The 24,755-nt window shown below is 71.8% G+C and carries 24 protein-coding genes and 3 pseudogenes; 19 read left to right on the plus strand and 8 right to left on the minus strand.

The window, feature by feature from the left end:
* The first annotated feature begins 8 nt into the window (after nucleotides 1–8).
* Complete coding sequence (locus J1792_RS17215; protein WP_179199119.1) at nucleotides 9–1,178, plus strand: ATP-binding protein; 1,170 nt, start codon at nucleotides 9–11, stop codon at nucleotides 1,176–1,178.
* Between the two features lie 9 nt (nucleotides 1,179–1,187).
* Here the strand turns inward: J1792_RS17215 and J1792_RS17220 are convergent, their stop codons facing one another.
* Entirely contained in the window at nucleotides 1,188–1,823 is a 636-nt protein-coding gene (locus J1792_RS17220) for a hypothetical protein (RefSeq protein ID WP_207247626.1), read from the minus strand.
* A 195-nt stretch (nucleotides 1,824–2,018) separates the two neighbouring features.
* Here J1792_RS17220 and J1792_RS17225 point away from each other — a divergent pair, with 195 nt between their 5' ends.
* Nucleotides 2,019–3,518: an FAD-dependent monooxygenase gene (locus tag J1792_RS17225; RefSeq protein ID WP_307843015.1), complete on the plus strand. Its 1,500-nt coding sequence runs from the start codon at nucleotides 2,019–2,021 to the stop codon at nucleotides 3,516–3,518.
* A gap of 16 nt (nucleotides 3,519–3,534) precedes the next feature.
* On the opposite strand, the gene J1792_RS17230 is transcribed toward J1792_RS17225, so the two are convergent.
* Entirely contained in the window at nucleotides 3,535–4,434 is a 900-nt protein-coding gene (locus J1792_RS17230) for an aminoglycoside phosphotransferase family protein (RefSeq protein ID WP_207247628.1), read from the minus strand.
* 336 nt (nucleotides 4,435–4,770) lie between these two features.
* Between J1792_RS17230 and J1792_RS17235 the strand changes: the two genes are divergently transcribed.
* From J1792_RS17235 to J1792_RS17270, 8 genes are all read left to right on the plus strand, one after another.
* Nucleotides 4,771–5,022 (plus strand): hypothetical protein, encoded by a 252-nt coding sequence (locus J1792_RS17235; RefSeq protein ID WP_242645949.1) that lies wholly within the window; start codon nucleotides 4,771–4,773, stop codon nucleotides 5,020–5,022.
* Entirely contained in the window at nucleotides 5,015–6,100 is a 1,086-nt protein-coding gene (locus J1792_RS17240) for a response regulator (protein ID WP_086574847.1), read from the plus strand. Before J1792_RS17235 ends, J1792_RS17240 begins: the two co-directional genes overlap by 8 nt.
* 40 nt (nucleotides 6,101–6,140) lie before the next feature.
* Nucleotides 6,141–6,974 carry a MerR family transcriptional regulator gene (locus J1792_RS17245; RefSeq protein ID WP_207247630.1) on the plus strand — a complete coding sequence of 278 codons (834 nt, stop codon included), beginning with the start codon at nucleotides 6,141–6,143 and terminating at the stop codon, nucleotides 6,972–6,974.
* Nucleotides 6,975–7,158: 184 nt separating this feature from the next.
* Nucleotides 7,159–7,665 carry an EF-hand domain-containing protein gene (locus J1792_RS17250; protein WP_207247631.1) on the plus strand — a complete coding sequence of 169 codons (507 nt, stop codon included), beginning with the start codon at nucleotides 7,159–7,161 and terminating at the stop codon, nucleotides 7,663–7,665.
* A 262-nt stretch (nucleotides 7,666–7,927) separates the two neighbouring features.
* Nucleotides 7,928–8,200, plus strand: a complete 273-nt coding sequence (locus tag J1792_RS17255) for a DUF8189 domain-containing protein (RefSeq protein WP_179199120.1) — start codon at nucleotides 7,928–7,930, stop codon at nucleotides 8,198–8,200.
* 388 nt (nucleotides 8,201–8,588) lie between these two features.
* Complete coding sequence (locus tag J1792_RS17260) at nucleotides 8,589–9,062, plus strand: carboxymuconolactone decarboxylase family protein (protein WP_207247632.1); 474 nt, start codon at nucleotides 8,589–8,591, stop codon at nucleotides 9,060–9,062.
* Nucleotides 9,063–9,171: 109 nt separating this feature from the next.
* Nucleotides 9,172–9,633, plus strand: coding sequence for a hypothetical protein (locus tag J1792_RS17265; RefSeq protein WP_207247633.1), 462 nt, complete (start codon nucleotides 9,172–9,174; stop codon nucleotides 9,631–9,633).
* A gap of 99 nt (nucleotides 9,634–9,732) precedes the next feature.
* A complete protein-coding gene (locus J1792_RS17270; protein ID WP_086571520.1) occupies nucleotides 9,733–10,356 on the plus strand; it encodes a histidine phosphatase family protein in 624 nt (207 codons plus the stop codon).
* On the opposite strand, the gene otr(A) is transcribed toward J1792_RS17270, so the two are convergent.
* Nucleotides 10,289–12,313: a tetracycline resistance ribosomal protection protein Otr(A) gene (gene otr(A), locus J1792_RS17275; RefSeq protein ID WP_207247634.1), complete on the minus strand. Its 2,025-nt coding sequence runs from the start codon at nucleotides 12,311–12,313 to the stop codon at nucleotides 10,289–10,291. The two genes, J1792_RS17270 and otr(A), sit on opposite strands and share 68 nt — an antisense overlap.
* Before the next feature lie 419 nt (nucleotides 12,314–12,732).
* On the opposite strand from otr(A), the gene J1792_RS17280 reads away from it, so the two are divergent.
* Nucleotides 12,733–13,026: a hypothetical protein gene (locus tag J1792_RS17280; RefSeq protein ID WP_207247635.1), complete on the plus strand. Its 294-nt coding sequence runs from the start codon at nucleotides 12,733–12,735 to the stop codon at nucleotides 13,024–13,026.
* On the opposite strand, the gene J1792_RS17285 is transcribed toward J1792_RS17280, so the two are convergent.
* The 3 genes and pseudogenes from J1792_RS17285 to J1792_RS17295 form a co-directional block, all read right to left on the minus strand.
* Nucleotides 13,010–13,366, minus strand: coding sequence for a helix-turn-helix domain-containing protein (locus J1792_RS17285; RefSeq protein WP_086571525.1), 357 nt, complete (start codon nucleotides 13,364–13,366; stop codon nucleotides 13,010–13,012). The two genes, J1792_RS17280 and J1792_RS17285, sit on opposite strands and share 17 nt — an antisense overlap.
* 170 nt (nucleotides 13,367–13,536) lie before the next feature.
* Nucleotides 13,537–13,782, minus strand: a pseudogene (locus J1792_RS35805) (S24 family peptidase); the annotation flags it as partial.
* Nucleotides 13,779–15,116: an ABC transporter ATP-binding protein gene (locus J1792_RS17295; protein WP_307843016.1), complete on the minus strand. Its 1,338-nt coding sequence runs from the start codon at nucleotides 15,114–15,116 to the stop codon at nucleotides 13,779–13,781. The pseudogene J1792_RS35805 and the gene J1792_RS17295, both read right to left, overlap by 4 nt.
* Before the next feature lie 309 nt (nucleotides 15,117–15,425).
* Between J1792_RS17295 and J1792_RS17300 the strand changes: the two genes are divergently transcribed.
* Nucleotides 15,426–15,998 carry a YceI family protein gene (locus J1792_RS17300; protein WP_086571531.1) on the plus strand — a complete coding sequence of 191 codons (573 nt, stop codon included), beginning with the start codon at nucleotides 15,426–15,428 and terminating at the stop codon, nucleotides 15,996–15,998.
* A gap of 353 nt (nucleotides 15,999–16,351) precedes the next feature.
* Entirely contained in the window at nucleotides 16,352–16,834 is a 483-nt protein-coding gene (locus J1792_RS17305; protein ID WP_086571533.1) for an SLATT domain-containing protein, read from the plus strand.
* Nucleotides 16,835–16,871: 37 nt separating this feature from the next.
* On the opposite strand, the gene J1792_RS17310 is transcribed toward J1792_RS17305, so the two are convergent.
* Entirely contained in the window at nucleotides 16,872–17,531 is a 660-nt protein-coding gene (locus J1792_RS17310; protein ID WP_086571535.1) for a hypothetical protein, read from the minus strand.
* Between the two features lie 187 nt (nucleotides 17,532–17,718).
* Between J1792_RS17310 and J1792_RS35810 the strand changes: the two are divergent.
* Nucleotides 17,719–17,839: pseudogene (locus J1792_RS35810) on the plus strand (MarR family transcriptional regulator); the annotation flags it as partial.
* A 7-nt stretch (nucleotides 17,840–17,846) separates the two neighbouring features.
* On the opposite strand, the gene J1792_RS17315 reads toward J1792_RS35810, so the two are convergent.
* On the minus strand, nucleotides 17,847–18,785 hold the full coding sequence (locus J1792_RS17315; RefSeq protein WP_179198958.1) for a glycerophosphodiester phosphodiesterase family protein: 939 nt from the start codon (nucleotides 18,783–18,785) through the stop codon (nucleotides 17,847–17,849).
* A 95-nt stretch (nucleotides 18,786–18,880) separates the two neighbouring features.
* Here J1792_RS17315 and J1792_RS17320 point away from each other — a divergent pair, with 95 nt between their 5' ends.
* The 5 genes and pseudogenes from J1792_RS17320 to J1792_RS17335 all read left to right on the plus strand — a co-directional run bounded on the left by J1792_RS17320 (nucleotide 18,881) and on the right by J1792_RS17335 (nucleotide 24,719).
* Entirely contained in the window at nucleotides 18,881–19,681 is an 801-nt protein-coding gene (locus tag J1792_RS17320; protein ID WP_207247637.1) for a hypothetical protein, read from the plus strand.
* A gap of 303 nt (nucleotides 19,682–19,984) precedes the next feature.
* A pseudogene (locus J1792_RS34165) lies at nucleotides 19,985–21,076 on the plus strand (class III lanthionine synthetase LanKC N-terminal domain-containing protein); the annotation flags it as partial.
* A gap of 571 nt (nucleotides 21,077–21,647) precedes the next feature.
* Nucleotides 21,648–22,556 (plus strand): lanthionine synthetase LanC family protein, encoded by a 909-nt coding sequence (locus J1792_RS34170; RefSeq protein ID WP_242646247.1) that lies wholly within the window; start codon nucleotides 21,648–21,650, stop codon nucleotides 22,554–22,556.
* A 399-nt stretch (nucleotides 22,557–22,955) separates the two neighbouring features.
* Nucleotides 22,956–23,549 carry a TIGR03086 family metal-binding protein gene (locus tag J1792_RS17330; protein ID WP_086571539.1) on the plus strand — a complete coding sequence of 198 codons (594 nt, stop codon included), beginning with the start codon at nucleotides 22,956–22,958 and terminating at the stop codon, nucleotides 23,547–23,549.
* A gap of 237 nt (nucleotides 23,550–23,786) precedes the next feature.
* A complete protein-coding gene (locus tag J1792_RS17335) occupies nucleotides 23,787–24,719 on the plus strand; it encodes an NADP-dependent oxidoreductase (protein WP_086574809.1) in 933 nt (310 codons plus the stop codon).
* Nucleotides 24,720–24,755: the final 36 nt, after the last annotated feature.

The raw sequence follows: 24,755 nt of genomic DNA on the forward strand, positions 1-24,755 counted from the left end.
ATGTGACCGTGCTGGCATCTGTGGGGCTGGAATCGTTCCTGGAGCCCAGTGTGGAGTGCGGGGTGCTGCCCGCCGCACTGAGCGAGGGAGTCCTGACGCGGTTGCTCGGCGATTACGGTGCGGACGTCGCCGTGCCCAACCTCGGGTGTCTTGGTCAGGAGCAGTTCCTGCCCGTCTACGCGCGCGTCGCGGCCGGCGTGCGGGCGGCTGGGCTGCGCTTGCCGGTGCATGCGGAAGGCTTTGCGATGCTGGCCAGCGACAAGGTGGCCCTTCACCGGATCGCGCGACAACGGGGCTGGCCCGTGCCCCGCGCGGTGGTGTGCGCGGCGGCGGGGGCGATGCGCGAGGCGGTCGGCGAGCTCGGGCTTCCGGTGCTGGTCAAGGAGGCCCGTAGCGAGTTCCACGCCGGGCGCCACTATGTGCGGGACATCGATCATCTCGACCGCGTGTGCGGCGAGGTGACGTACCCGGTCCTGGTCCAGCAGGCGGTGGAGGGGGAGGAGTTCGCGGTCGAGCTCCTCTCCGGGGCCTCGTCCACCGTGGCGTGGCCGGTGGCGTCCTTGGGGCGGCTCGACGGCGACTGCGCCCCGGGGAAGCGGGTGCGAGTCGCGCCCGCCGAGCTGCCCGGCCGTGCGCGGGCGGAGCTGGCCGCCACGGTCGCGGACATGGTGGAGGCCTTCTCGCCCTGGGGTCCGTGGCAGATGGACCTCGCCGTCACCGATGACGGCCGGCTCCAGGTGATCGAGCTGAACGGCCGGCTGAGCGGTGTGTCGAACATGAGCTGGGTCAGTACGGGCCTGGACCCGCATGCGGCGCACATGGAGGCCGTGCTCGGCCGCGCACCCCGACGGCGACCACGAGCCGCGCGGGTCGCGCTCGAGCTGCCGGTCTACAACGACGCGGTGCTGCCGCCCGCGCCCGCCGGGACCGAGCTGATGCCCTTCCCGGGAAACCCGGCCAACCCGGGCCCTCTCATCGGCGGGTATCAGCGGTCGGTCCTCGGCGTCCCGTACGAGCGAGCGGCCGCCGCGCGCGCATGGCTGACCGGTCTGCCGACGGGCGTGTTGCTGAACAGCCCGGAAGAGGCGGCCGACCAGCTCGAGCGCGGCATACGCGCGCTGGGGCAGCGGGGACAGCCGGGACAGCTCGGTCAGGGCGGTGCGCCGTTCATCGTGTGACCGTGACGGTCATGCGATGAGGTTCGTGATGAGCTTGCGTACCCGGCCCCGTACGACCGGCAGGACGCCGTGGACGAGCTGGATGCCGTAGGCGACGGTGGTTCCGGGGGGTGGGCTACAGGTCCAGCGGGTGCGGGCGATGTCGTTGAGGCTCACCGGGCCGGTGCGGGCGGTGATCTCGTGGACGAAGGGCGTACCGGGGGAGTAGTCACTGCCGGTGGGGGCGGTGATGTCGCTCCACACGGCGTCGGAGGAGCAGGTGTCGAGGTAGAATTCGCCGCCGCTTTCGGCATCCTGGAGATCGAAGGCGACGCGGGCGATCCTCTGCGGACGAGCCTGGGGGTCGCTCACGCCGTGGACGTGCGGGCGTATCCGGTCGCCGGGCTTGAGATCGTGGTAGAGCCACGGATCGATGCCCGTGGCGGAGGGAAAGGCTCGACGGAGTGCAGGCAGCGCGCGCTGCATGGCACCGTCCAGGATCGACTGGGCCGGCTCGGGCGGAGTCATCCCTTCGCTGGGGCGCGCGGGAACCCAGCCGGTGGTGGCGAGGTGTTCGTCCAGGATCTTGGTGAGCCGGGTGGTCTCCTCGTCGGTGAGGAAGCCCTCGACGGTCTGCATGGCCAAGGTCTCGGTCATGTGGATCACGAACGGACTCCTCTCGAGGGCCCCGCGTCGTCCGCCCCATCCCAGTACGGGGCGTCCTCGCTGCCAAGCGCTCTTCCAAGCCAACCCGGAGGACCGGAGCCGGTTGGGCTTGACGGCCGTCCACCCGCGTCGAAGGGTGACGCTGTGACGTCATCGGGCACAGGCGCGGACACGGGCTCGGATATTGAGGTCCTCGTGGTCGGTGCGGGGCCGGCCGGACTGCTGCTCGCCGGCGAGCTGGCCCTGGCCGGCGTGCGGACGAGGGTGGTCGAAAGACGCCTGGAGTCCCATCGCGAGTCGCGGGCGCTGAACCTGCACCCCCGCAGCATGGAGTTGATGGACATGCGGGGCCTGGCCGACCGTTTCCTCGCCGTCGGCCGGACCGTGCCCGGGTGGCAGTTCGCCGCGAGCCTCAAGCAGCCGCTGGACTTCACCGCGCTCGACACCCGGCACCCCTATGCCCTGTTGATAGCCCAGTCCCGCACCGAGGCCCTGCTCGCGGAACGGGCCCGGGAACTGGGCGTGGAGATCCATCGCGGGTACGAAGCCGTCGCCCTGCGACAGGACCCCGACGGCGTCGAGGTGAGCCTGCGCGGCCCCGGCGGTGAGGTCACCGTCCGGGCCCGGTACGTGGTCGGGTGCGACGGCGGGCGCAGCTTCGTACGGCAGGCCGCCGGCATCGGGTTTCCGGGGACGGGGGAGTCGATGACCGCGGTCGTGGGCGACTTCGCCGTCGCCGATCACGCGGACAACGACCGGGCCCGGCAGCACGGCGTGCTCGTCGCGCGGCTGGAGGCGGGGCTGACCCGCTTCGTGGTGATGGATCCGGACAGGATCCGGGTGCCCTCCACGGAGCCGGTGACGCTGGAGGAGTTCCGTACCTCGCTGAAGCGGGTCTGCGGGACGGACTGCGGGATCGACGAGCCGCGGTGGCTGTCGAGGTTCGGCAACACCACCCGCCTCGCCGAAAGCTACCGTCGCGGCCGCGTCCTGCTGGCCGGCGACGCCGCGCACGTCCACTTCCCCGTCGGGGCCCAGGGGCTGAACACCGGCTTGCAGGACGCGATGAATCTGGGCTGGAAACTGGCCGCCCAGGTGCATGGATGGGCGCCGCCGGCTCTCCTGGACACCTACCACACCGAGCGTCACGCCGTGGGTCGAGCCGTCACCGACGGCACCCGGGCTCAGACGCTGCTGGTGGAACTGCCCCTCACCGAGCGCTACGGGCTCCCCGCGGGCATCCTGTGCGAGCTGCTCGACACGCTCCTGGGCATGAAGGACGTCAACCGACACCTGGCCGCCCGGATCTCCGCCCTCGACACCGCCTACCCGCCCCCGGACGCCTCGCCCGCCGATCCGCTCACCGGCCGGCGCATGCCGGACATCGGCCTGGCGACCACCGCGACGGAGACCGTCCGCGTGTACGAGCTCCTGCATGACGGCCACTTCGTCCTGCTGAACCTCGACGGCGACGACGAGTCCTGCGGGTGGGAACCGGAGGAGCCAGGTCGGCCGGGCCGTATCCGCACGCTCACCGCTCGCCCGGCCGAGGTTGACCCCGACCTCGGCGGAGTGAGCGAAGTCCTCGTCCGCCCCGACGGCCACATCGCATGGGCCACGCGCACCACCGACACCGGCACCCGTCGGGCCGAACGGACCCAGGCGCTGAATACCTGGCCCGGTGCCCCCGCATAGCGGACGTGCCTTACGCTCAGTCGCCTCCCAGCACCGCCCCGATGACGTGCCGGGCGTTGCGCGCCATCGCCGGGTTCGTCTTGCGGTAGTACGGCAGTGCGATCAGCGCCTGCGAGAGTGTCCGTCCCCGGCCGCGGGTCCAGGTCGCGTCGTCGACGTCGAGGGTCTCGCGGAAGACCTTCCTCGCGTCGGGCGGCAGCAGGTTCCACGCCGGGAACAGGTCGCAGGCCGGATCGCCCACACCCATGCATCCGAAGTCGATCACCGAGGTCAGCCTGCCGCCGGCCACCAGCAGATTGCCGGGCATCAGGTCGGCGTGCAGCCAGACCGGCGGCCCGTCCCAGTCCGGGGTCCGTAGCGCGTCGTCCCATACGGCGGTCACGGCGTCGCAGTCGACGCCCTCCTGCGGGATCGCGCGCAGCTCCTCGATCGCCGCACGGGTCTCCGCGTCGAGCGAGGCGAGCGGCCCACCGCGGTGGGCCGCTGGCGCGCCCGGCAGCGTGATGCTGCGCATCGCCGCCACGAACGCGGCCAGATCCTTGGCCAGCAGTACGGGCTCGCTCAGGGCCCCTTCTTGGGGGTTCTCGCCCGCCCGCCACCGGTACACCGACCACGGCCACGGATACCCCTCGGCGGGCTCCCCGGACCCGAGTACCTCGGGGATGGCCGTAGGCAGCAGGGGTGCGAGGCGGGGCAGCCACTCCCGTTCCATCGCCAGGTCCTCGGCCCCGCCCTTCACCAGCGGCAGCCGTACGGCCATGTCGTCGCCCAGCCGGTACATGGCGTTGACCGTGCCGCCGGACGCGAACCGCTCCACCGCCGGCCCCGCCCACCGCGGGAACCGTCCCGCGACCAGCCGTCGTACGAGGTCCTCGTCGACGGGGAACTGGCCTGCATGCATCTGCCCTGCGCTCATGAACCGCCATCCGACCGTCGAACTCGACCGAGGTCAAACATTTTTACGAGGAGTGCTCACTACCGCAGGGCGCGGCGTCGGCAGCGTTGCGGCGCAACGGCGCGGCAACGGTTTCGCCGCCAGACCGCTCTGACCAGCGAAAACCGGCGTGCATGAAGTTGCGGGAACGATGGCAACGGGAGACATCGTTGCGCTTCTTCCCCGATCCCGAAGCGCAACGGCTCCGCGCCCCACCATCCTGTGAGTCCCCCCACCCGCGACCTGTTGGACGGGGTGACTCGTCCCGTTGTGTTGCGCGACGGCTCGGATGGATTGGAGGCCTCGGTGGACCGGCCGTTGCTGTCACTGAGAACGACCCTGGTGTTCCTGCTCGCTCTGCTCGTCGGCACGGCAGGGGGCGTCCTGACCGCGTTGGCGGGCGAGGGGACGCCGCGCAGCGTGCTCGCGGGCCTTGCCGCCGCGGGACTGGCGGTGTCGTTCTTCGACCGTCTCATCGCCGCGGAGCCCGGGCCGGAGCCCGGCGGCGACCGGAGGCGCGGGGCCGTAGACGCCGGCGCCGGCGTGGGGGAGGGGCAAGGACATGGGTGAGCTTCGACCGCTGGGCGACGACCTCACCGACACGTCCCGGGCCCTCGCCGAGGCGCTGCGGGAGTTGTTCGAGGGGATGGAGGTGTCCGTGCGGCGGTACGCGGCCCGGCGCCAACGCGATCCCGGGACGTTCTCGCGCTACCTGAACGGAACCCGCCTGCCCCCATGGCAGGTGATCACGGACCTGTTCGCGGACCTCGCCGAGCATCGTGGAACCGCGGTCACCACCAAGGCCATCGAGTACGTACGAGGGTTGTACGGGTCGGCGGTCGACGCCGGCTCCTCTCCCAAACACGCGGTGGAGATCCTGGAGCAGCAGTTGGCCGACGCGGACCGTGTCTCCCGGCGATCGAGCGTCCGCGGCGACGTGCTGGGCGACGCGCTGCTCGACCGTACGCACCGTATCGCCGACCTGGAAGTGCGCCTGCACCAACTGGAGGCCGACCGCAGCGCCGAGCGGGAGCGGGCGGACCAGCTCGCGGCTGCCCACCCCGACGTGTCCGACCTCCTGCGGGAACGCGACGCCCTCGAGGCCGAAGTGTCGCGGCTGGGAACGGAGCTCCGCGAGACACGGGACCAGCGTGCCGCCGCGGAGGCCCGGTGCGCCCTGCTCGAACGGCAACTGGACGCCATCGAGCGGCCCGCCGCCGCCCTGACCGCCGTCGCCTCCGGACCCCAGGACATGCCCAAGGTCCTGATCGTCGACGACCAGGCGGACAACCTGCTCGCGATGAGGGCCGTACTGGAGACGCTCGACCAGGACCTGGTCACGGTCTCCTCCGGGCGGGAGGCGCTCAAGGCGTTGCTGGACCACGACGACTTCGCGGTCATCATCATGGACGTGCAGATGCCGGAGATGGACGGCTACGAGACGTGCGCGCACATCAAGCGCCGGCCCCGGACCCGCGACGTGCCCATCATCTTCCTGACGGCGATGGGCGTGGACCCGGAACACTCCGCCCGCGGCTACGCGGCCGGCGCGGTCGACTACATCAGCAAGCCCTTCGACCCCTGGGCGCTGCGCGCCAAGGTCGCCGTGTTCACTTCCATCTATCTGGAACGCCACGCCGGTCGGTGACCGGAGGAGGGTTGACCTTGCCCTTGGGGCAGAGGGGAGTGTGACGGGCGTGGAGGACGACGATCCCTTGCTGAGCATCGGTGTGTTCGCGCGCCGGGCGCGGCTCTCGCCGAAGGCCCTGCGGCTGTATGACCGGCAGGGCCTGCTGGCCCCGGACCGGGTCGACGCGGCGACCGGCTACCGGTACTACCGGGAGAGCCGGCTGGCCACCGCACGCCTGATCGTACGGCTGCGCGGCCTGGACATGCCGCTCGCCCGGATAGGGGAGGTGCTGGCGGTGCCGGGGCCCGAAGCGGCCGCTGTCGTCGCCGGGTACTGGGAGGGTGTCGAGCGGCGGATCGCCGCGCAGCGGGAGCTCGCCGTCCACCTCCGCATCCAGCTGTCGGGAGGAAGAGAAGGAATGGACACCTACAAGATCGAGCAGCGCGACGTGCCGGAGCAGGTGGTGCTCACCGAGCGGCGTCACGTCCGGCCGGAGGACCTGCCGGTGTGGATCCCCGACGCCTGCGCCCGCCTGGAGGAGGAGGCCAAGGCGTACGGGGGGCCCGTGGCGGCGCCGTTCGTGGTCTATTACGGCCATGTCAACGAGGACAGTGACGGGCCGGTGGAGGTCTGTGTGCCCATCGACCCGGCCCGGGAAGCGGAGGTCACCGCGCCCGTACGGACCGAGCCGGCCCATCGCGAGGCGTACACCACGCTCACCAAGGCACAGGTGAAGTACCCGCAGATCCTCTCCGCGTACGACGCGGTGTACCAGTGGATCGAGGAGAGCGGTGCCCGTGCGACGGGCCCCGGCCGGGAGGTCTACTTCGCCGACTGGGAGTCGGCCGGCCCGGCCGCGCAGGTCTGCGACATCGCCGTGCCCGTGGCTTAGAGGACGTAGAGCCCGCCTGTCGAGGGGGGCGGGCGCAGCTCAACCGCCTTCTTGCTGAGGGGTTTCGGCCCGTCATCTGCCGCCGTGAGGCGGCGGTCCCGCCCGGTGGTGGTGTTCACCCGTCAGGGGGAACGCCACCGGGGCTCGCCGGTGGGTCGGCCAGGAGGTGGCACGCTCTCGGAACATGACCGACATCACCAAGAACGCCCAGCTCGCGCCCGTCCAGGAGTTCCAGCGCATGGACGCGGACGGCGACGGATCCGTCGACCTGACCGACTTCCTACGGGCACCGCACCGGCTCCTGTCCGAGCTCGGCATCCCGGAGGAATCGGACAAGGGACGGGCCCTCCTCGAGGCCAACAAGACCCAGTGGACGTTCCTGTTGTCCCTCGGCGACGCCGACGGCGACGGGGTCCTCACGACCGACGAGTACGTGACCGCCCGCACGTCCCCCGCCTTCCGTTCGGCGGACCGCCCCGGGAAGGGCGACGTGTGCCGGACCCTGTTCGATCTGCTCGACCGTGACGACGACGGCTCTCTCGACCGGGACGAATTCCTTCGGGCCGGTGACTTCCTGGGCATGTCGGACGCCGACGCCGGGACGTACTTCGACGAACTCGACGCCGACGGCAGCGGACGCATCAGCCCCAAGGAGTTCCTGAAGGCGGTGAAGCGCTTCTACACCAGCTGAGCCCCCGGACAGCCGAGCCGACCCGTCCGCGGTGCCGATCACACACCGATCGCCGGACCGCTGGATTGCCGGATCACCGGGCGGGTCGGTCAGGCGCGCGTAGCTCACGTCGCGGTGCCGCCGCCGTCGGCGCACGGGACAGGATGCTCGTCCGCCCAGACGTGACCCCAGCCGCGCGCTCAAAAGCCTGCCGCGGTCGACTGGAAAGCGACCAGGGAGGGCGCGCCGGAAGGCTGTGCGGTGACTTCTGACGTCGATCGCCGTGGCCCGTAACGCCGATGGACGTCTGGAGATCTTCGGAACCAACAGCGCCGGGAACATCTACCACCGTTGGCAGACGGCCATCGGCGGCCCGTGGTCGGCATGGGAACAGTTCGACGGCGCGCTGAGCCAGGTCGCGGCCGAGACCAACGCCGACGGCCGTATCGAGCTCTTCGGCGTCAACGGCGGCGGTTACCCGTACCACCGCTGGCAGACCAGGATCGGCGGCCCCTGGTCGGGCTGGGAGCAGTTCGACGGCCTGCTGAGGCCCTAGGGCGTTGTACCGGACACTCACCGGCGCCCGCGAGCTCCTCTACTGCTCGCAGACTCTGCCGACTCACCGGTCGCCTCCCGGCCGCATTGCCATGGGGGCTGGACGGCCGGCGCCTGCTGCCTCCCCGTGCGACCTTTGACCTGACCGGTATGTCCGTCGGCATCCACGTCGGCGAGCGACGCTCCCACCCGGGCGACTGCATGGGTGCGCCCGGGTGGTCAGCGCTTGCCGGCCCCTGGGCCGGCGAAGGGTGGCCGTCCAGGTCGGCGCAGAGCCCTGTTGCCGTAGCGCAATCGGGTGAGACGCACGTCACGGGCAGTCGTGTCACAACTCGCCGGGCCGCCCCGTCATAGATGTGTACCGACGGGCAACAGCAATGGAGCGCATTATGGAAGCACGCCTCAACGCCTTCACCAACCCGGTCCTGGCCAAGGTCTTCAAGCACATCATCGCCGCGGGCAAGGTGCTCGAGGACTCGACCCTGCCGGCCTCCACGCAGGAGCTGGTGAAGCTCCGCGCCAGCCAGATCAACGGCTGCGGATTCTGCACCGACATGCACTTCAAGGACGCCGTACACGCCGGAGAGTCCGCGGAGCGCCTCAACCTGGTCGCGGCCTGGCGCGAGGCCACGGTGTTCACCGAGGCCGAGCGCGCCGCGCTGGAGCTGGCGGAGGAGGCCACCCGCATCGCCGACGCGGCCGGCGGCGTCCCGGACGAGGTGTGGGCGAACGCCGCCAAGCACTACGACGAGGAGCAGCTCGGCGCCCTGGTGGGCGTCATCACCCTCATCAACGCCTTCAACCGCGGGAACGTCATGCTCCAGATGCCCGCCGGCGACTACCAGCCCGGCCAGTTCGGCTGACCAGGAGTGCGGTGTGTCCGAGGTGAACGGGTCCGCCCTGGACCCGTTCGCCCGCGTGGCGGGAAGAGGTCGCGGGTGGTGCTGCCGCGCTGAGGTAGCGTCCCGGCACATGACGGCCGACGGCGATGAGACGTACGAGAAGCGCGGGAAGCACGAGGCGGACGAGAAGGCTGCTGCCGGTGTGCGACTCGTGGAGGACCTGGTTGCTCAGGTGCCCGGGTTCGAGGACGCGTACGAGTGCCACATCGTCAACGAGAACGGGGTGGTGCTCCCGCACCTGTTCTTCTGGGACGTCGTGCAGGACACCGTGCGCTCGTACCTGGGAGAGCACGACCCGGACGGTCCCGACTGGCGCCGGGTCCTCGCCTTCCCGGAGGAGGAGACGCGACGCCGCGTGCCCGGGGCGTTCGAGGTCATCGTGACGTCGTTCCTCTACGACCTCCCCTGCAAGAAGGAACCCGGGTACGGGATCGAGGCGCATCTCGGGCCGGTCATGAAGGAGAAGTACCTGCAGCTCCGGCCCTGGTATGGGACCGAGGACCCGGGCGCTCCGGGGAAGCCGGAGGCGTAGCGCTGGACGGTCGCGCATCGGCTGCCGGAAACCATAGGGCGCGAGGCGGCGTCCCACCGGACATCCGCAAGATCATGAACGCTGCAGAGGACCTTGCCCATGACCGGGACCGCCACCCGCTTCCTCTACCTCGCTCGGCACGGTGAGGCGTCACCGGACGAGAGCGAGCTGACGAACAACGGACGCCGACAGGCCGTACTGCTCGGCGAGCGGCTTCGCGACAGCCCGCTGTCCGTCGTCCATCACGGGCCGCTGCCCCGAGCACGGCAGACCGCTCGGTCGGTCTGCGAACAGCTCGACGGCGTCCCGGCACAGGAGACGGAACTGGCCGGGGACTATATCCCCTACCTGCCGCACCGGGAGGAGCTGCCGGCGGATTCGGCCGACGCCAAGCTCGCCCATCTGTCCCAGTTCCCGGCAGAAGAGCGGGAGCGGGGCCCCGAGCTGGCCGAGGCGGCTCTCGCACGGTTCGCCGGACCCGTTGACGGCGACGAGCCCCGCCACGAGCTCGTCGTCACCCACAACTTCCTCATCGGATGGCTGGTCCGAGCCGCCCTCGACGCACCGAAGTGGCGCTGGATGGGCCTCAACCACGGCAACGCCGCGCTGACCGTGATCCGCTACGCGCCCGGACGCCCTGCTTCCGTGCTCTTCTTCAACGACATGGGGCACCTTCCCCCGGAGCTCCGCTGGACCGGCTTCCCGCCCGACCTTCACCCCTGACCCCGCACGCTGAGATCAGCGGTCCGTCCCCGCACGGTCTCGACCACCACACGCCCTCGCCGCGCGTCAGGCCCGGGAGCCGCTGTTCGACGGCGCGGACCCGGCGGGCCGGCAGCAGGCCCTTGAGCAGCCACGACTCCGTGCCGGCCGCCGTTTCGCCGATGTCCGCTCCCAGTTCGGCGAGACATCCGGTGACCGGCGCGAGCGTGTCCGTGGGGATGTCCGCCTCGAAGCGGTGGTAGGGCTCGAACACCCGCGTGCCGGCGCGCTCCAGGGCTCTGCCCAGCACCACCGGTGTCAGCCCGCGGAAGTCGCCGGCCGTGCTGACCGGGCCCGCGAAGCCCGAACGGACGAGGGTGACGGTGCAGTCGGTGACCGCCCAGCCGTGCGGGCCCCGTCGTAGCGCGGCGTGCACGCTCTCCTCGACGGCGCAGTGAAAGGCGTGGGGGAGGGCGCCCAGCTCGGTCTCGTACCGGAAGCCGACACCGGTGCCTCGCTCCGCCGGCTCGACCCGCAGCCCGACGGTGGCCCAGAAGCCGCTGGGGGACGGGGCGCGACGCCCCATCTCCTCGTACGCCTCGCCGGTGCCGGCGGGCCGTTCGACGCACACGGTGCGGCTGGGTTCGAAGACGGCCTCGATGCCGAACTCCTCCGCGAGAGCGGCCGCGATGATCTCCTTCTGGATCTCGCCGTAGAGCAGCACCGAGGTGGCACCGTCGGGCTCGGCGCTCGCGTGGATCAGCGGATCCTGCTCGGCGAGGCTCCGCAGGGCCGCGCGCAGGCGCGCCGTCGCCCCGGGCGCCGCGTCGCGCGGCCGGACGACGGTCAGCAGCGTGGGGGCGGGGAAGCGTGGGCGGCGCGGACCGCCGCCCCGCCCGTCGGGCTCTCCGAGCAGGTCGCCCACCCGGACCTCGGTCAGGCCCGTGATCCTCCCGATGTTCCCCGCCGTCAGACGGCTCGTGCCGGCGCCGGCGCGTCCGACGACGTCGAGCGAGGTGATCCGGCCGGTGTACGCGTGGTGTGTGCCGTCCGGCTCGCGGCGGTGGAGCGTGACCCGCCGGCGCGCGGTGAGCGCTCCGGTGGACAGCCGCAGGTACGCGGTCTTGTGTCCGGACGGATCGCGGTCGACGGCGAAGACCGCCCCCGTCGGCGCCGCCGCCTCCGCCGGAGCCGTGTCGGCGGTGTCGGTGGCATCGGCGCGCGGGGGCCGGAGCAGGCCGGTGATCCCCTCGACGAGGGCGCCGACGCCCTGCCCGCTGAGGGCCGAGCCGAAGTACACGGGGTGCACCAGCCCCCGGGCCGTGTGGTCGTGGAGCGCGGCTCCCAGCTCCTCGGAGGAGGGAGCCGGGCCGTCCACGACCCGGGCGAGCAGCGCGTCGTCCGTCTCGGCGAGCACCTCGCCCGTGCGCGTACGGAAGTCCGGGTCGTCGAGCGACTCGGGCAGCGTGCGAGCGGCCCGCGTACCGAGGTCGCGTACCGCCGTCATGGGGAGGACGTACGGCGTCAGCCTCCGTCGGATGTCCGTCAGCAGACCGTCCCGCCGGGCGCCCGGACGGTCGATCTTGTTGACGAAGAGGAGCACCGGAAGCCCCATGTCGCGCAGGGTCCGCATCAGGACGCGGGTGTGCGCCTGGACGCCCTCGACGGCCGAGAGCACCAGGACCGCGCCGTCGAGCACCTCGAGGGCTCGCTCGACCTCGGCCACGAAATCGGCGTGCCCCGGGGTGTCGATGAGATTGACCTGCGTCGTGCCGACGGCGAAGGAGACGACCGCGGAGCGGACGGTGATGCCGCGCCGCCGCTCGACGGACCCGGTGTCCGTCTGCGTGCTCCCGCCGTCGACACTGCCGAGCCGGTCGATCGTGCCGGTGTCGAACAGCAGGCGCTCGGTCAGGCTGGTCTTACCCGCGTCTACGTGCGCGACGATGCCGATGTTCAGGGTGTGCTGGATCTGCATGGGTGACGAAGTCCTCGAAATTCACCGTCCGGTAGGGGCGCTGGGGTGTTTCGAGGAATCGGCGCATCGCATGCTCCCATCGGTGATCGAGTGCCCTTCAGCTTGCGCACCCACCACCCCCGTCGGCAACCGGTTTTCCGCGCGCCCGCCGGGTTCCCGCGCCCCGAGGCGCCTCGTACGCTGGGCGACGGGGCGGGAGGAACCCGCGATGGGGGCATGGGACAAGAGGAACAGACGGCGCCGCCGACTGCTGCTCGTCGGCCTGCGCTTCCTGTTGCTCGCGGCCGCCGCGTACGGGACGCGTCCGCTACGAGCGCGGCACGCCCTGGCTGAGCGTTTCGGCCTCCACCTATCGCGCCGTCCGCCGCGACGACCGCGCCGAGCTGCGCACCTGGCACGGATCCGTCGTCAGGATGGTCGTGCACGGCCACACGCAGTCGTACCTCGCGCCTGCCGAATCCGCCATGCTGTGGCGCATGGCCGGTGCCTGGGCCCTCCTCGGCCTGGTCGTCGGATCACTGGCCGTGCACCGTAAGACTTATGCGGGTTTCTTCGCCGCCGGCTGGCTCCTGCTGACCTTCTCGGCCGTGGCGATCACGGACGGCGTGCTCTTCGGGTCGCTGGACACGCCGGATCTGATCGTCTTCGCCGCGCTGAGCCTGCCGGGCCTCGGCGTGCTGGTGGCCGGATGGCGGTTCAGCCCCTGGCACTGACCGGGGAGGGCCGCTCGTCGGAGGGCCGTTCGTCGCGCGGGGCGGGCACCGCCCGGCCCAGGGAGGCGGGGGTGCGGCCGAGCAGGGTGCGGGACGTACGGGTCAGGTGGGCCTGATCGGCGAAGCCCGCGGCGGCCGCCGCGGCGGCCACGGACGAGCCGGGCAGGTCGGCGACCGCGCCCCGCAGCCGCCCCCGCTGCCGCAGCCGGGCGAGGGGGATCCCCACCGACTCGCGGACCAGGGCCCGCAGCCGGGGCGGCGACAGACCGACGTCGGCGGCGACGGCGTCCAGGGAGGCGCCGGGGCCCGGGCGCACGGTCGCCCGCGCGGCGTGGGCCACCCTCGCGTCGAACCTAAGAGGCCGTCGTTCGCGGCACCGGACCGCTCGCCCCGCCCGCCGGCCGCGGCCGCGCACGTCACCAGGCCGGGCACGCGGTCCAGTGGGGCCGGGTCGCCGGGGACCGCCGCCACGCGTTTGATGATCCACTGCCGGGCCGCCACCGCGCGGGACGAGGCCGCGCGGTCCACCGACGGCAGGGGCCAGGTCACGCCCGGCGCGGGGCGCTCCAGCACGACGATCCGCCCCACCACGATCCGGCCGCCGCGGTGCACGAGAACCCGGGCACCATCCTCGTACACCGGTGTCATGCTGCTGCCGCGCACGGTGACCCGGACCACCGTGCGCCGCAGCAGCACGACGACGCCCGCCAGGCCGAGCGCGGTGGCGGACACGGCCCCGTAGCCGCGGCGCGTCACCGAAGGCCCGCTTCCTCGACGCCGGGTCGGCTGTCCTCCGCCCGGTAGCCGGATGCCTGGAGGGCGAACAGCCGCGCGTACTCTCCGCCCGATGACATGAGGGCTTTATGGCTGCCGCGTTCGACGACCTGTCCCGCCGCCAGCACCACGATCACGTCGGCCTCCCGGACCGAGCCGAGCCGGTGGGAGATCAGCAGGCTGGTCCGTCCGCGCCGGTGAGTGCGCAGCGCCTCCTGGATCTCCGCCTCCGCCTGCGCGTCGAGCCCGGAGGCCGGCTCGTCGAGGATCATCAGGTCCCGTTCGTCCCGCAGGCACGCCCGCGCCAGCGCGAGTCGCTGCCACCGGCCGCCGGAGAGCACGACACCGGTGGCCGGCTCGCCGTCCTCCGACATCGTGGGGAAGCGGCGGGACAGCAGCGTGTCGTAGCGCCGGGGCAGGGTGGACAGCTCGCGGTCGGTGCCCGCCCGCCGGGCAGCTCCCCGGATCCGTTCCGCGTCGTCGAAGGCGTCCAGATCGCCCAGGCCGATGTTCTCCGCCGCCGTCATGCCGTACGCCATGTAGTCCTGGAACGCCGCCCCTATCCGGGTCCGCAACCGGGCCGGGTCGACGTCGCGCAGGTCGACGCCGTCCCAGAGGATCGCGCCGTGTGTCGGGTCGTAGAACCGGCACAGCAGTTTTACCAGGGTGGACTTGCCGGAACCGTTCAGCCCCACGAGCGCCAGCGCCTCCCCGTGCCGCAGCCGGAAGCTGACCCCGCGCAGCACCCACGGATGCTCGTCGGAGTACCGGAACCGCACGTCCTTGAACTCGACGCCCTCGCGCAGCGCGGGCAGCGGGACCGGAGCGGCGGCCACCGGCAGGTCCGGCGCGCAGTGCACGACGTCGAGGTAGTGCTCGAACAGCATCAGCGCCTCGTGGGAGCTCGCGACATGCCCCGCCACGGCGGTGAGCGAGCCCTGTACGCCCGCCACCGCCGCGATGAAGATGGCGATGTCGCCCACCGAGAGGTGACCGGGCCGCGCCGCCACCACGGCCCACACCACGCCGCCGCGCACTGGAACTGTCCACCAGCACCAGATGCCCGGCTCCGACCCGGGTGCGGTGCCCCCGACGTCGAAGGTGGCCCGGCCTCTTCTCATGCACAGGACGTGGAAGGCCTGCGGGTCGCGCCGGCGAATCAGCCGCTCGGTGCGGGCGAAGCCGGTCCGCTGGCACGCCACTGCCGCGACCCACACGCCACCGAGGTGCAGGCCCCGCAGGCCCGCGCGGAGCCGCGTCGGCCCGTCGGGCCGCAGAGCCGGTCCGTGCCATAACCCGGCTATTTCCTCCAGCACCGCCGTGTGGTGCGGCGACGGCCGCAGTCGTTCGCTGTGAGGAGCGGGTTCGGATGGACAGCTTCCGGGCATACCCATGCCTTGTCTCCTGCTTCGGAGTGGAGTCGTGTCATGCACGCCCCAAGGAGGGGGCCGACGTCTCCAGGCTGTCGCGAAGGACGGCCCCAGGGCATGGATGGATCCGTCCGGGACACGTCCCGGACAGGCTCTGTTCCGCCTTATGTCACATTTGATCCGGACATATGACCCTCATGGTTCTCTGTGGGCGCCTATCCTGGCTACAGGGGGCAGCGAAGACAGGGAGCGGCCATGGCCACAACCAAATGGTTCTTCGAGCCCGGTCACACCAGCGCGGAGTTCCGCGCCCGGCACATGATGGTCACGTACGTGCGCGGGCACCTCAAGAACGTGCGGGGCACCCTCGAGGTCGACCCGGACCACCCGGAGCAGGCGAGGGTCGAGGCGACGATCGACGCCGCAGAGGTGTACACCGGACAGCCCCAGCGCGACGATCACCTCCGCAGCCCCGACTTCTTCGACGTCGAGCACCATCCGACGTGGACGTTCGCCGGGAGGGGCGTCCGTCAGCTGAGCGCCACGGAGTTCTCGCTCGTCGGAGACCTCACCGTGCGCGGCGTGACACGTCCCGTGACGTTCGACGTGACCTACCTGGGGCAGTGGGACACGCCCTGGTGGGAGGACGGCCGCGACCTCGGACCCCGGCAACGCGCCGGATTCTCCGCCGCGACCCGCATCAACCGGCACGACTTCAACGTGAGCTGGAATGACGTCGTCGACCGGGGCGGGGTGGTCGTCAGCGACATGATCGATGTCGTGGTCGACGTCGAGGCTGTCCGCGAGGCCTCTGGGCCGGCTGCCTGAGCGGCTGGGACGTCCAGCGCGACTGGAACTCCAACCGCACCACCACCGGATGCGCCATCGACGCGGGCGACGTCTCCAAGTGCACGTGGGAGGACCAGACGCCCGGCACGTACCTCAAGCCCAGCCCTGACGGCACCACCACCGGTGTCGGCGGCCGTCATCCTGCAGCGGTGAGGCAGGACGGCGGCCGTCGCGCCGCTGTGGTCATGACCGCGTGCCAACAAGACTTGACCGCCCGATAACCTTCCGCAGTAGGGGCTATCGAGCGGCGACGCCAGGCAAACCGCGCGATGTCAGGGGCAGCGTCTGCCGGGGAGCGAGCTGCAAGGTGGCGACTGAGCTATGGGGGCGGAGTGCAGCCGGACAGTGGACTAGACGTTGGTCTCAGCCCGAGGCAGGCGGCCGCCCTCCTGCTGGACAAGATTCGGCAGGGCAACGGCTACGCCCGTGGCAAGAAGAAACGATTCGGTCGAAGCGCCTCCGCCACCAAGGTGGCGACGCTTGCACTGTCCGCCGCGTCCACCGTCATCCTGGGCCTGCAGAATCTCAACGCGTGGGCTGGGTTGGCCTTGGCCTGTGTGGCGCTGGTGACGTTGCTGGGGGCCGTCGAGCCGTTCTTCAACTGGCGCTCCCGGTTCGTTCTGATGGAGGAAGCGCAGTACCGGTTCCAGCGGCTTGCCGATGACCTCGAATACCTCGTGGCATCGACGGCCGCCGACGAGCTCACGTTCGATCAGCTGGGCGAGATCTTCGGTCGGTATCAGGCGATCTGGGACGACCTGAGCCGCACCTGGCTGGACCATCGTCGGGAACCCGCGCCGTCGACCAACGCCTAGAGGCGCGCACTGCCACCGCCCCCAGCCTGACGAAGCACTACTGGCGGGGTGAACCGTCCAGCAGGTTGGTGATGAGCTTGCGCAGCCGCCCCTCGATCACCGGCTGTACGCCGTGCACGAGCTGCGCGCCGTAGACGACGGCGGTACCGGCGGGCGGGGCGCTGGTCCAGCGGGTGCGGGGGACATGCCGCAGCAGGGCCAAGGCCTCGGGCGGGGCGTGGTGCGAGATCTCATGGGCGAATCGGGTGCCGGTCAGGAAGCGGCCGCCCGGTTCGGCGGTGCGGTCGGTCCACAGGGCTTCGGAGGATGACGTGTCGACGAAGAACTCCCCGCCGCGCTCCGCCTCCTGGAGGTGGAAGGCCACCCGCGCGACCCGCTGTGGCCGTGCGTAGGGGTCGTCCACGCCGTGAAGGTGCGGCGGTATCTCGTCCCCGGGCCCGAGGTCGTGGTAGTCCCACGGGGTGACTCCGGCGATGGACGGGAAGACCCGCCGGATGGCCGGCAGGGCCCGTTCGACGGCGTCGTTCAGGATGCCCTGCACTTCGTCGGGCGGCGTCATGCCGTCGCTGGGGCGCGCGGGAACCCATCCCGTCGCGTCGAGGTGCTCGTCCAGAGTCTTGATGACGTGGGAGGTCTCGTCGGGGGTGAGGAACCCCTCGATGGTGTGCACGGCCAGCGTCTCGGTCATGTGGATCACGCGGTGACTCACACCTCTCGCGGTGGTCGGCATGGAGCGTTCCGTCGTTGCGCATTCCAGCCGCGCGAGGCGGGGAGTGCAAGCGCCGGGGCGTAACCCGCGGAAGCGCGGCGGCGCGTACGCGGGCGCGCCGGGGGGCGCATAAGAGGTGAGCGTCTACTACGGCTACACCCCTCGCGGCCCCTTGCAGCTGACGCCTCTTGCGGAAGGGCCGCACGAGATCGCCCGGGTTGTGGACCAGTTGCTCCACCGGGGCTGGCTCTCAGGGCATCAGCGACGAGGAGTACGTGGCCGCGCTCAAGGTGCTGCACTCGTTCAGCCGGTGGGCGGCACCATGTGCCGGGGGGAGTCGACGAGGACGGCGCTGGCGCCGAGCCGGGTGGCCGTACGCAGGTCGGCCGGTGTGTTCACCCCGAGCATCACGATCGGCATGTGCGGAGAAGCGGAGCGGAAGCAGGCGACGGCCTCTCGTGTCCACAATTGGGCGGTGACGGGGGATTCTCCCGCGCCGAGAGTGAACTGCTCCCGGAGCACCATCTGCCGCTTCAGCTCGAACCCGGCCCAGGAACCCCCGGGTGCGCTCTTGCAGGTGTGCTCGAGGGCCACTTCGGCCAGCCGCTGCCGGGTGGCGTCCCGGGACTCGGCGACGCGCGCCTCAGGGGTTTTGGCCAGCAGTCCGGTGACGTCCGCGTCGGTGGAGTACAGCCTGACCCGGCCCCACGCCTTCTTCTCGTCCAGCACGCGCGCCACGGCGTCGACGACGTGCGGGGCCGGCGTCTGCTTGAGGTCCAGGTAGATCTGCTTGCCCTCGGGGACGGCGTCCAGCGCCGCGGCGAGGGTGGGGATGCGTACGGGGTGGGTGCGGTAGGGGTACGCGCCGGCCGCGTCCTTGAAGCGATAGCCGGCGTTGAGGGCGGCGAGGTCGCTCAGGTCCTTGTCGGCGACGGCTCCGGAGCCCTCGGTCAGGGCGGAGAGGTCTGCCGGCCGGTAGAGGACGGGCACGTGGTCCCGGGTCGCCTGGACGCTCAGCCATTCGCCGTCCACACCGGCCTTCAGGGACTGTTCGACGCCCTCGAGGGTGTTCTCCGGCGCGTCGCTCGTACCCGCGCGGTGCGCGATGATCAGCGGCTTCGTCCGGCTGATGTCGGCAGCGGCCTTGTCGGTCCGCGCCGAGGCGGGGCTGCTGGCCGTAAGGGCGGGAACGGCACAGGCCAGGACCGCTACGACTGCCGCCAGAGATAACCGACGGGACATGAGGAACTCCTGAGGGGCGGGGGAGGGATGGGACGAGCCGGTCGCCGGCCCGCTGATCATTCCACGCCCGGGCCGACGAGACTCGGGAAAATGGTGTGACAGCCGATCCGGCCAGGGCCGAGGCTGGCGGAATGCCTGAACGTCTGCACCGCTTCGGTATCCACGTGATCCCCTCGGACCCGCGGGACCGGCACGACAACCCCGAAGTCCGACCGCTGGTCAACGGCACGGACTTCATCGAGCGGGACTACGGAGGGGCGGTCTGCGGCTACGCGCTCAGCTGGCTGCTGCCTGACGGTCCGTTCGTCGTAGGGCAAACGCCGCACCAAGTGGAGATGGCGGCCTGGTGCGGGTGCGCCTGCCGCACTCTCGACGTCACGATGCGGCGCGAGGGCGACACGGTGGTGTGGCACTGGGATGAGCCCGAAGCCGATTCCCCGTTCTCCAGCGAAATCCGGTTCGATGCCCGGCAGTACGACGCCGAAGTGGAGCGGGCCACCAAGGACCGCAGCTGGGAATGGCCTTCCGCGGCCGTCGCCCGGATACTCGGGGGAATCCTTCGCTCCCACACCGACTGGCTCGACGGCTGGACGTGCGAAGTCGGCGAGGTCTGGTCGCCCCCAGGGGTCCTTGACGAGATACGCCTCTCCTTTCGGAGCTACGTGCCGCAGCCCCACGGCGTCTGGCGATCCGCGGGCTGCTTCGGGACCGTGCGACCGGTGACCGACGAGGATCCCACGGCGCAGGCCGAGCGCCTGGCGCAGGAGATCATGGCGGGCGACCCGCGCCAGGCCAACGGCATGCGGAGCGACACTCCCGACGCACCCCTCGACGACTGGCTGGGCACCCCCCGTCACTTCGGCCCGAGCAGCGACAAATGGCACGGGACCGCATGACAGGGAGGAGAAGCGGCCGCCCGCAGTAACACGGCCCCGGTCGCCTACGGCCCGGTGGACGCCGGTGTGTTCCTGTCGGCGCCGACCGTGTTCATCGACGAGGGAGGGCCGCTCAGGTAGCCGTTTCGTCGTGTGCGTCGCGGGGCTTCGAGAGCGCACGGCCGCAACCTTCCGCGCGGCGGCGAGCCGTGCCACTGTGGCCGTGTGACGGTGAGCCCCCAGGCGAGCTACCAGTCGATCGCGGCACGGATCCTCGGGGCCGAGCGCCCCTCGTGGACGATGCGGGACGGGGAAGCCTGGTGCATGATCACGCCGCCCGGCTACCGGACCCGCAGGCAGGGGTGGAAGCTCCACGTCTCGGCTCACGAGGTGCTGGAGCGGGCGGCGGGCGTCCTGGTGGCGCACGGCTGCGCGTTCAAGTTCGCGGTGTCGCCGAGCGTGACCGCCGATCTCACCGGCGTACGGGCCGCGCGGGCGCACTCCGGCAAGTTCCTCACCGCGTATCCCGCTGACGACGACCAATTACGCCTCCTCGCGGAGGAGCTGCACCGGGCCACTGCCGGACTCGCCGGTCCCGTGATCCTGTCGGACCGGCGGTACCGTCCGGGCAGCCTCGTCCACTACCGCTACGGCTGTTTCTCGGCACCGCGCGAACTCGACGACGAAGGCTTCTACCGGGGGCGGCTCAAGGCCCCGGACGGGACGCTCGTCACCGACGAGCGCAACCCGTGGTTCTCGCCGCCCACCTGGGCCAGGCCGCCGTTCGACCAGCCCGCCCGAACCCGCGCCGGAGCCGGCGGCGGTCCCGTACCGCTCGCCGACCGCTACCTGGTCCGGGAGGCGATCCGCCATGCCAACCGCGGCGGCGTCTACCGCGCGCACGACCGGCGCACCGGCCGGGACGTCCTCCTCAAGGAGGCCCGCCCGCACGTCGGCGCGCGGCCCGACGGGACCGACGCCCGGGACTGGCTGCGCTACGAGGCCGGCGTGCTGGCCCACCTGGCACCGCTCGGCATCGCCCCCGCACCGCACGGGGTCTTCGAGGCGGGCGGCCACGTCTTCCTCGCCGAGGACCTGATCGACGGCGACAACCTGCACCAATGGTCGGCGGACGGCGCGCTGCGCGCCGGCGGCAGGCTTCCGGTCCCGGCGGCGTGGCGGCTCGCACGCGACCTCACCCGCCTGGTCGGCGCCGCGCACGCGGCGGGCTTCGTGCTGCGCGACCTCAAGCCGACGAACTTCGTCGTACGCCCCGACGGCACGCCCGTCCTCGTCGACCTGGAATGCGCGGTACGCGCGGACGGCACGGCCCCCGTCATGGGCACCCAGGGCTTCACCGCGCCCGAATACCTCTCCCGCGCGGAGGACGACGGGCTCCCGCCCGGCCCCGAAGCCGACTGCTTCAGCCTGGGCGCCACCCTGCTCCACGCCACCGCCGGCATCAACCCCCTGCTCGCCCCCGACACTTCGCCCGCGCGCCCGCCCGGCGAGCGGCTCACGGCGACCGTGGAGGCCGCCGCTCCGGACTGCCCCGCTCTCCGCGCCCTCGCTCCCCTCGTGCTCGGCCTCACGGCCGACCCTCCGGCCCGCTGGCCGCTGGAGAAGGCCGCCGCGTTCCTCCGGGCGGAGCCCGCCGAACCGGTGATCTGGCCGGGCCCCGCCCTGGCCGGCGCCGACCTCGACCGGCTGCCTGCCGACGGACTGGGTCACATCGCGGCGACGGCCGACCCCTCCGCCGTACACCTGTGGCCCAGACCCCGCACGCTGCCGGAAGGCGACCCCTGCAACCTCCAGCAGGCAGCGGCGGGCGTCGTGGCCGTCCTGGACAGAGCCGTCCGTACGGGCGAGGGCACCCGCCCTCGAACCTCTGCTGCGGACCGCCGCCCACTGGCTGGACGAACGACTCTCCCGGCCCGGCCGCGTCCTGCCCGGCCTCTACTTCGGCCGCTCCGGCACCGCATGGGCACTGCACGACGCCGCCCGCACCCTCGACGACCCCGAACTCGCCGCCCGAGCACGGCAGTACGCCCTCGATATCCCTCTCGGCATTCCCCTCGCGGCGACCGAACCCGACATCTGCCACGGCCTTTCCGGTGCCGGACTCGCCCAGCTGCACCTGTGGCACGCCACCGGCGACCAGCGCTTCGCCGAGCGGGCCTCCGCCTGCGCGGACGGCGTGCTGCGCCTGCTGGCGGAGGCCGACGGGGGAGTGGACTGGCCGCTCGGCCCCTCGTACCGCTCCGAGCTCGCCGGCTCCGGCTCCTACGGCTTCGGCCATGGCGTCGCCGGCAACGCCGCCTTCCTGCTCGCCGCCGGCCGCGACCTCGACCGCCGGGAGCTCCTCGACATCGCGATCGGCGGCGGGCACGCGCTGTGCGCCGTGGCCGAACGCCGAGGCGACATCGCCGTGTGGCCCAAGGGGCCCGGACGTACGGAACGCACCGGCCTCGATTTCTGGTGCAACGGCGCCTCCGGTATCGGCACCACCCTCGTCCGGTTGTGGCAGGAGACCGGCGAGCCGCGCTTCGGCGAGTACGCCGACCTGGCCGCGCGCACCGCCCACCGGGACCGCTGGCGGCTCGGCACCGGCACCTGCCACGGCGTGGCCGGCAACGCCCAACTCCTCCTCGACCTGGCCGCGGCCACCGGCGATGAGACCTACCGCACCCGGGCCGCCGAGGCCGTCGCATGCCTCCACGCGCGGGCCGCACTCAGGGACGGGCGGCTGGTCGTTTTCGACGACACCCTGCGCGACTTCTGCGTCAGCTACCAGGTCGGCCTGGCAGGCGCACTGGACCTGCTGCTGCGCCTCAAACACGGCGGTGGTCGCTCCTGGTCCGTGGACCCCCGGCCGGCGGCCCCCGAAGGGGGGTGAGAGACGGAGGACATCACAGGTCGTACCCCCACGGAAGGAGGTGAGAACCATGGAAGAGACAGTCCTGGAGCTGCAAGAGCTGCCGGAGACGGACGAGCAGGCGCTGGAGCCCGCGATGTGCTGTGACACCCTCCGTACGAGCGGTCAGTAGGCGGACCCGCCGCGCTGTCCGTCGTGACCTCGGTCTTGCGTACCGACCCGTACCGACCCGTTCCGTGCGACCGCCCCGTGCGGCCGCACGGAACCCCAGCAGCGACGATTCCCCCGAGCCTGCCGCCAACGTCGTCTGGGGCCGCGCCCTGCTCCTGACGTAGTCGAACGCGGCCGCCAGGGGCGTACATTGATCTGTCGGCAGGGGCTGGGGGGAGTCCCTGAGACAACAGGGGAGGGGAGATACGTATGAACTCGACCGACGGCCTCAAGATTCTGGGCCTGGCTCACGCGTACCTGCGTACGGCGGTCGCGGGCGTGCCCGCCGACAGGTGGGGTGCGGCGACACCGTGCGACCAGTGGACGGTACGTCAGGTGCTGAACCACGCGAGGCTGGACCAGCAGGCGTACGCGGCGGCCATCACCGGCGAGGGAGGGCCGCAGTCCGACCCCTTCCAGCCCGCTGACGCCCTTGACGGCGATTTTGTCCAGGTGCTGGAAGACGTCCTGGCCAAGGCGTTCGATGCCTACGCCCAGCTTCCGGCCGACGCGGCCGAGGCGCCGACGCCGCTGGGTCCGCTGCCCGTCTGGCTCGGCGCCACCGCGGCCGCCCTGGACGCGGGCGTCCATGCCTGGGACATCGCGGTCGCGACCGGCCAGGACCTGCCCCTGGAAGCCGAGCTGGCCGAGGGCCTGAGCGCCGCGGCGGACCAGCTCGTCGACCGGATCCGCGACGCCTACGGCGTCTACGCTCCGGCTGTGCGGCAGGTGGAGGACGGCGACAGGGCGGCCGCGCTGCTGGCCTTCGTGGGACGCGATCCGCGCTGGAGTCCTGCGGGCTGAGGCGGGGTCAAGCCCGTCACCCATGGCGTACATGTCCGGGCGCTCCCACGTGCGGTGATGCCGAAATCGCATGGGGTGTTCCGAAAAGGGTCTTGGACGGGGGCACACGCTGCCCGCATCGTTGGAGTCACCGGTCGGCACGGGCGGTTGTGCGCTCGGAAGAGCCGCGGGCGCCCCCCCGGCCCCCGGCCGGCCCACGCCCACCCCCGCATAACTGCCACCCAAGGATGTTCGCCCATGACCGCCAGCATCGCCCGCCGCCTTCAGCACGCCGTCTACGGCGGCCCCGAGGTGCTCGAGCTCGCCGAGTTACCCCTGCCCGAACCGGGGCCGGGCCAGGTCCGTGTCCGGATCCATGCCGCCGGCGTCAACGGCCTCGATTCCAAGATGCGCCAGGGGCTGTTCGCCCCCGGTCAGGCCGCCCCCGCCGAACCCGCGTCGCTGGGCATCGAAATGGCCGGCGTCATCGACGCGCTCGGCCCGGGCGTGAGCGAGTGGAGCATCGGCCGGGCGGTGCTGGGGCGCACCGCCGCGCTCGACGCGGTCGCCACCCACGCCCTGGCTCCCGCCGACGCCATCGTCGCCAAGCCCGACGCTCTCACCTTCGAACAGGCGGCGGCGCTGCCGATCGCCACGGAGACCGCCTACCGCACCCTGCGCCAGCTCGGCCTGCGGGCCGGACAGACCCTGCTCGTCCATGCCGCTGCCGGCGGCGTCGGCCTCATGGCGGTCCAACTCGCCCGCACGTGGGGCGCCACCGTCATCGGCACCGCGAGCGAGGCCAACCATGCCTTCCTCCGCGAGATCGGCGCCACGCCGGTCACCTACGGCGACGGCCTGGCCGAACGGGTACGGGCCGTTGCCCCGCGGGGCGTCGATGCCGTCCTGGACGGCTCCGGACGCGGCGTCCTGCCCCTGTCCATCGAACTGACCGGCAACCCGGCGAAGGTCATCACCATCGCCGACCTCGACTCCGCCCGGCACGGCGTGCACTTCTCCACTGAAGCGCTGCCCATCCCCCACGTCATGGCCGAGGCCCTTCCCCTGATCGAGTCCGGCCGTATCCGCATGCCCGTCGAAGCGGTCTTCCCGCTGGAGAAGGCGCCTGACGCCTACCGCCGTCTCGACCTCGGCCACCTGCGAGGGAAGATCGTCATCACCACGGCATGATCCGCGTCCTTGCCGGCAGCGCCAGCCCGCCCGCAG

This window comes from Streptomyces triculaminicus (genome assembly GCF_017349075.1).
GTDB lineage: Bacteria > Actinomycetota > Actinomycetes > Streptomycetales > Streptomycetaceae > Streptomyces > Streptomyces triculaminicus.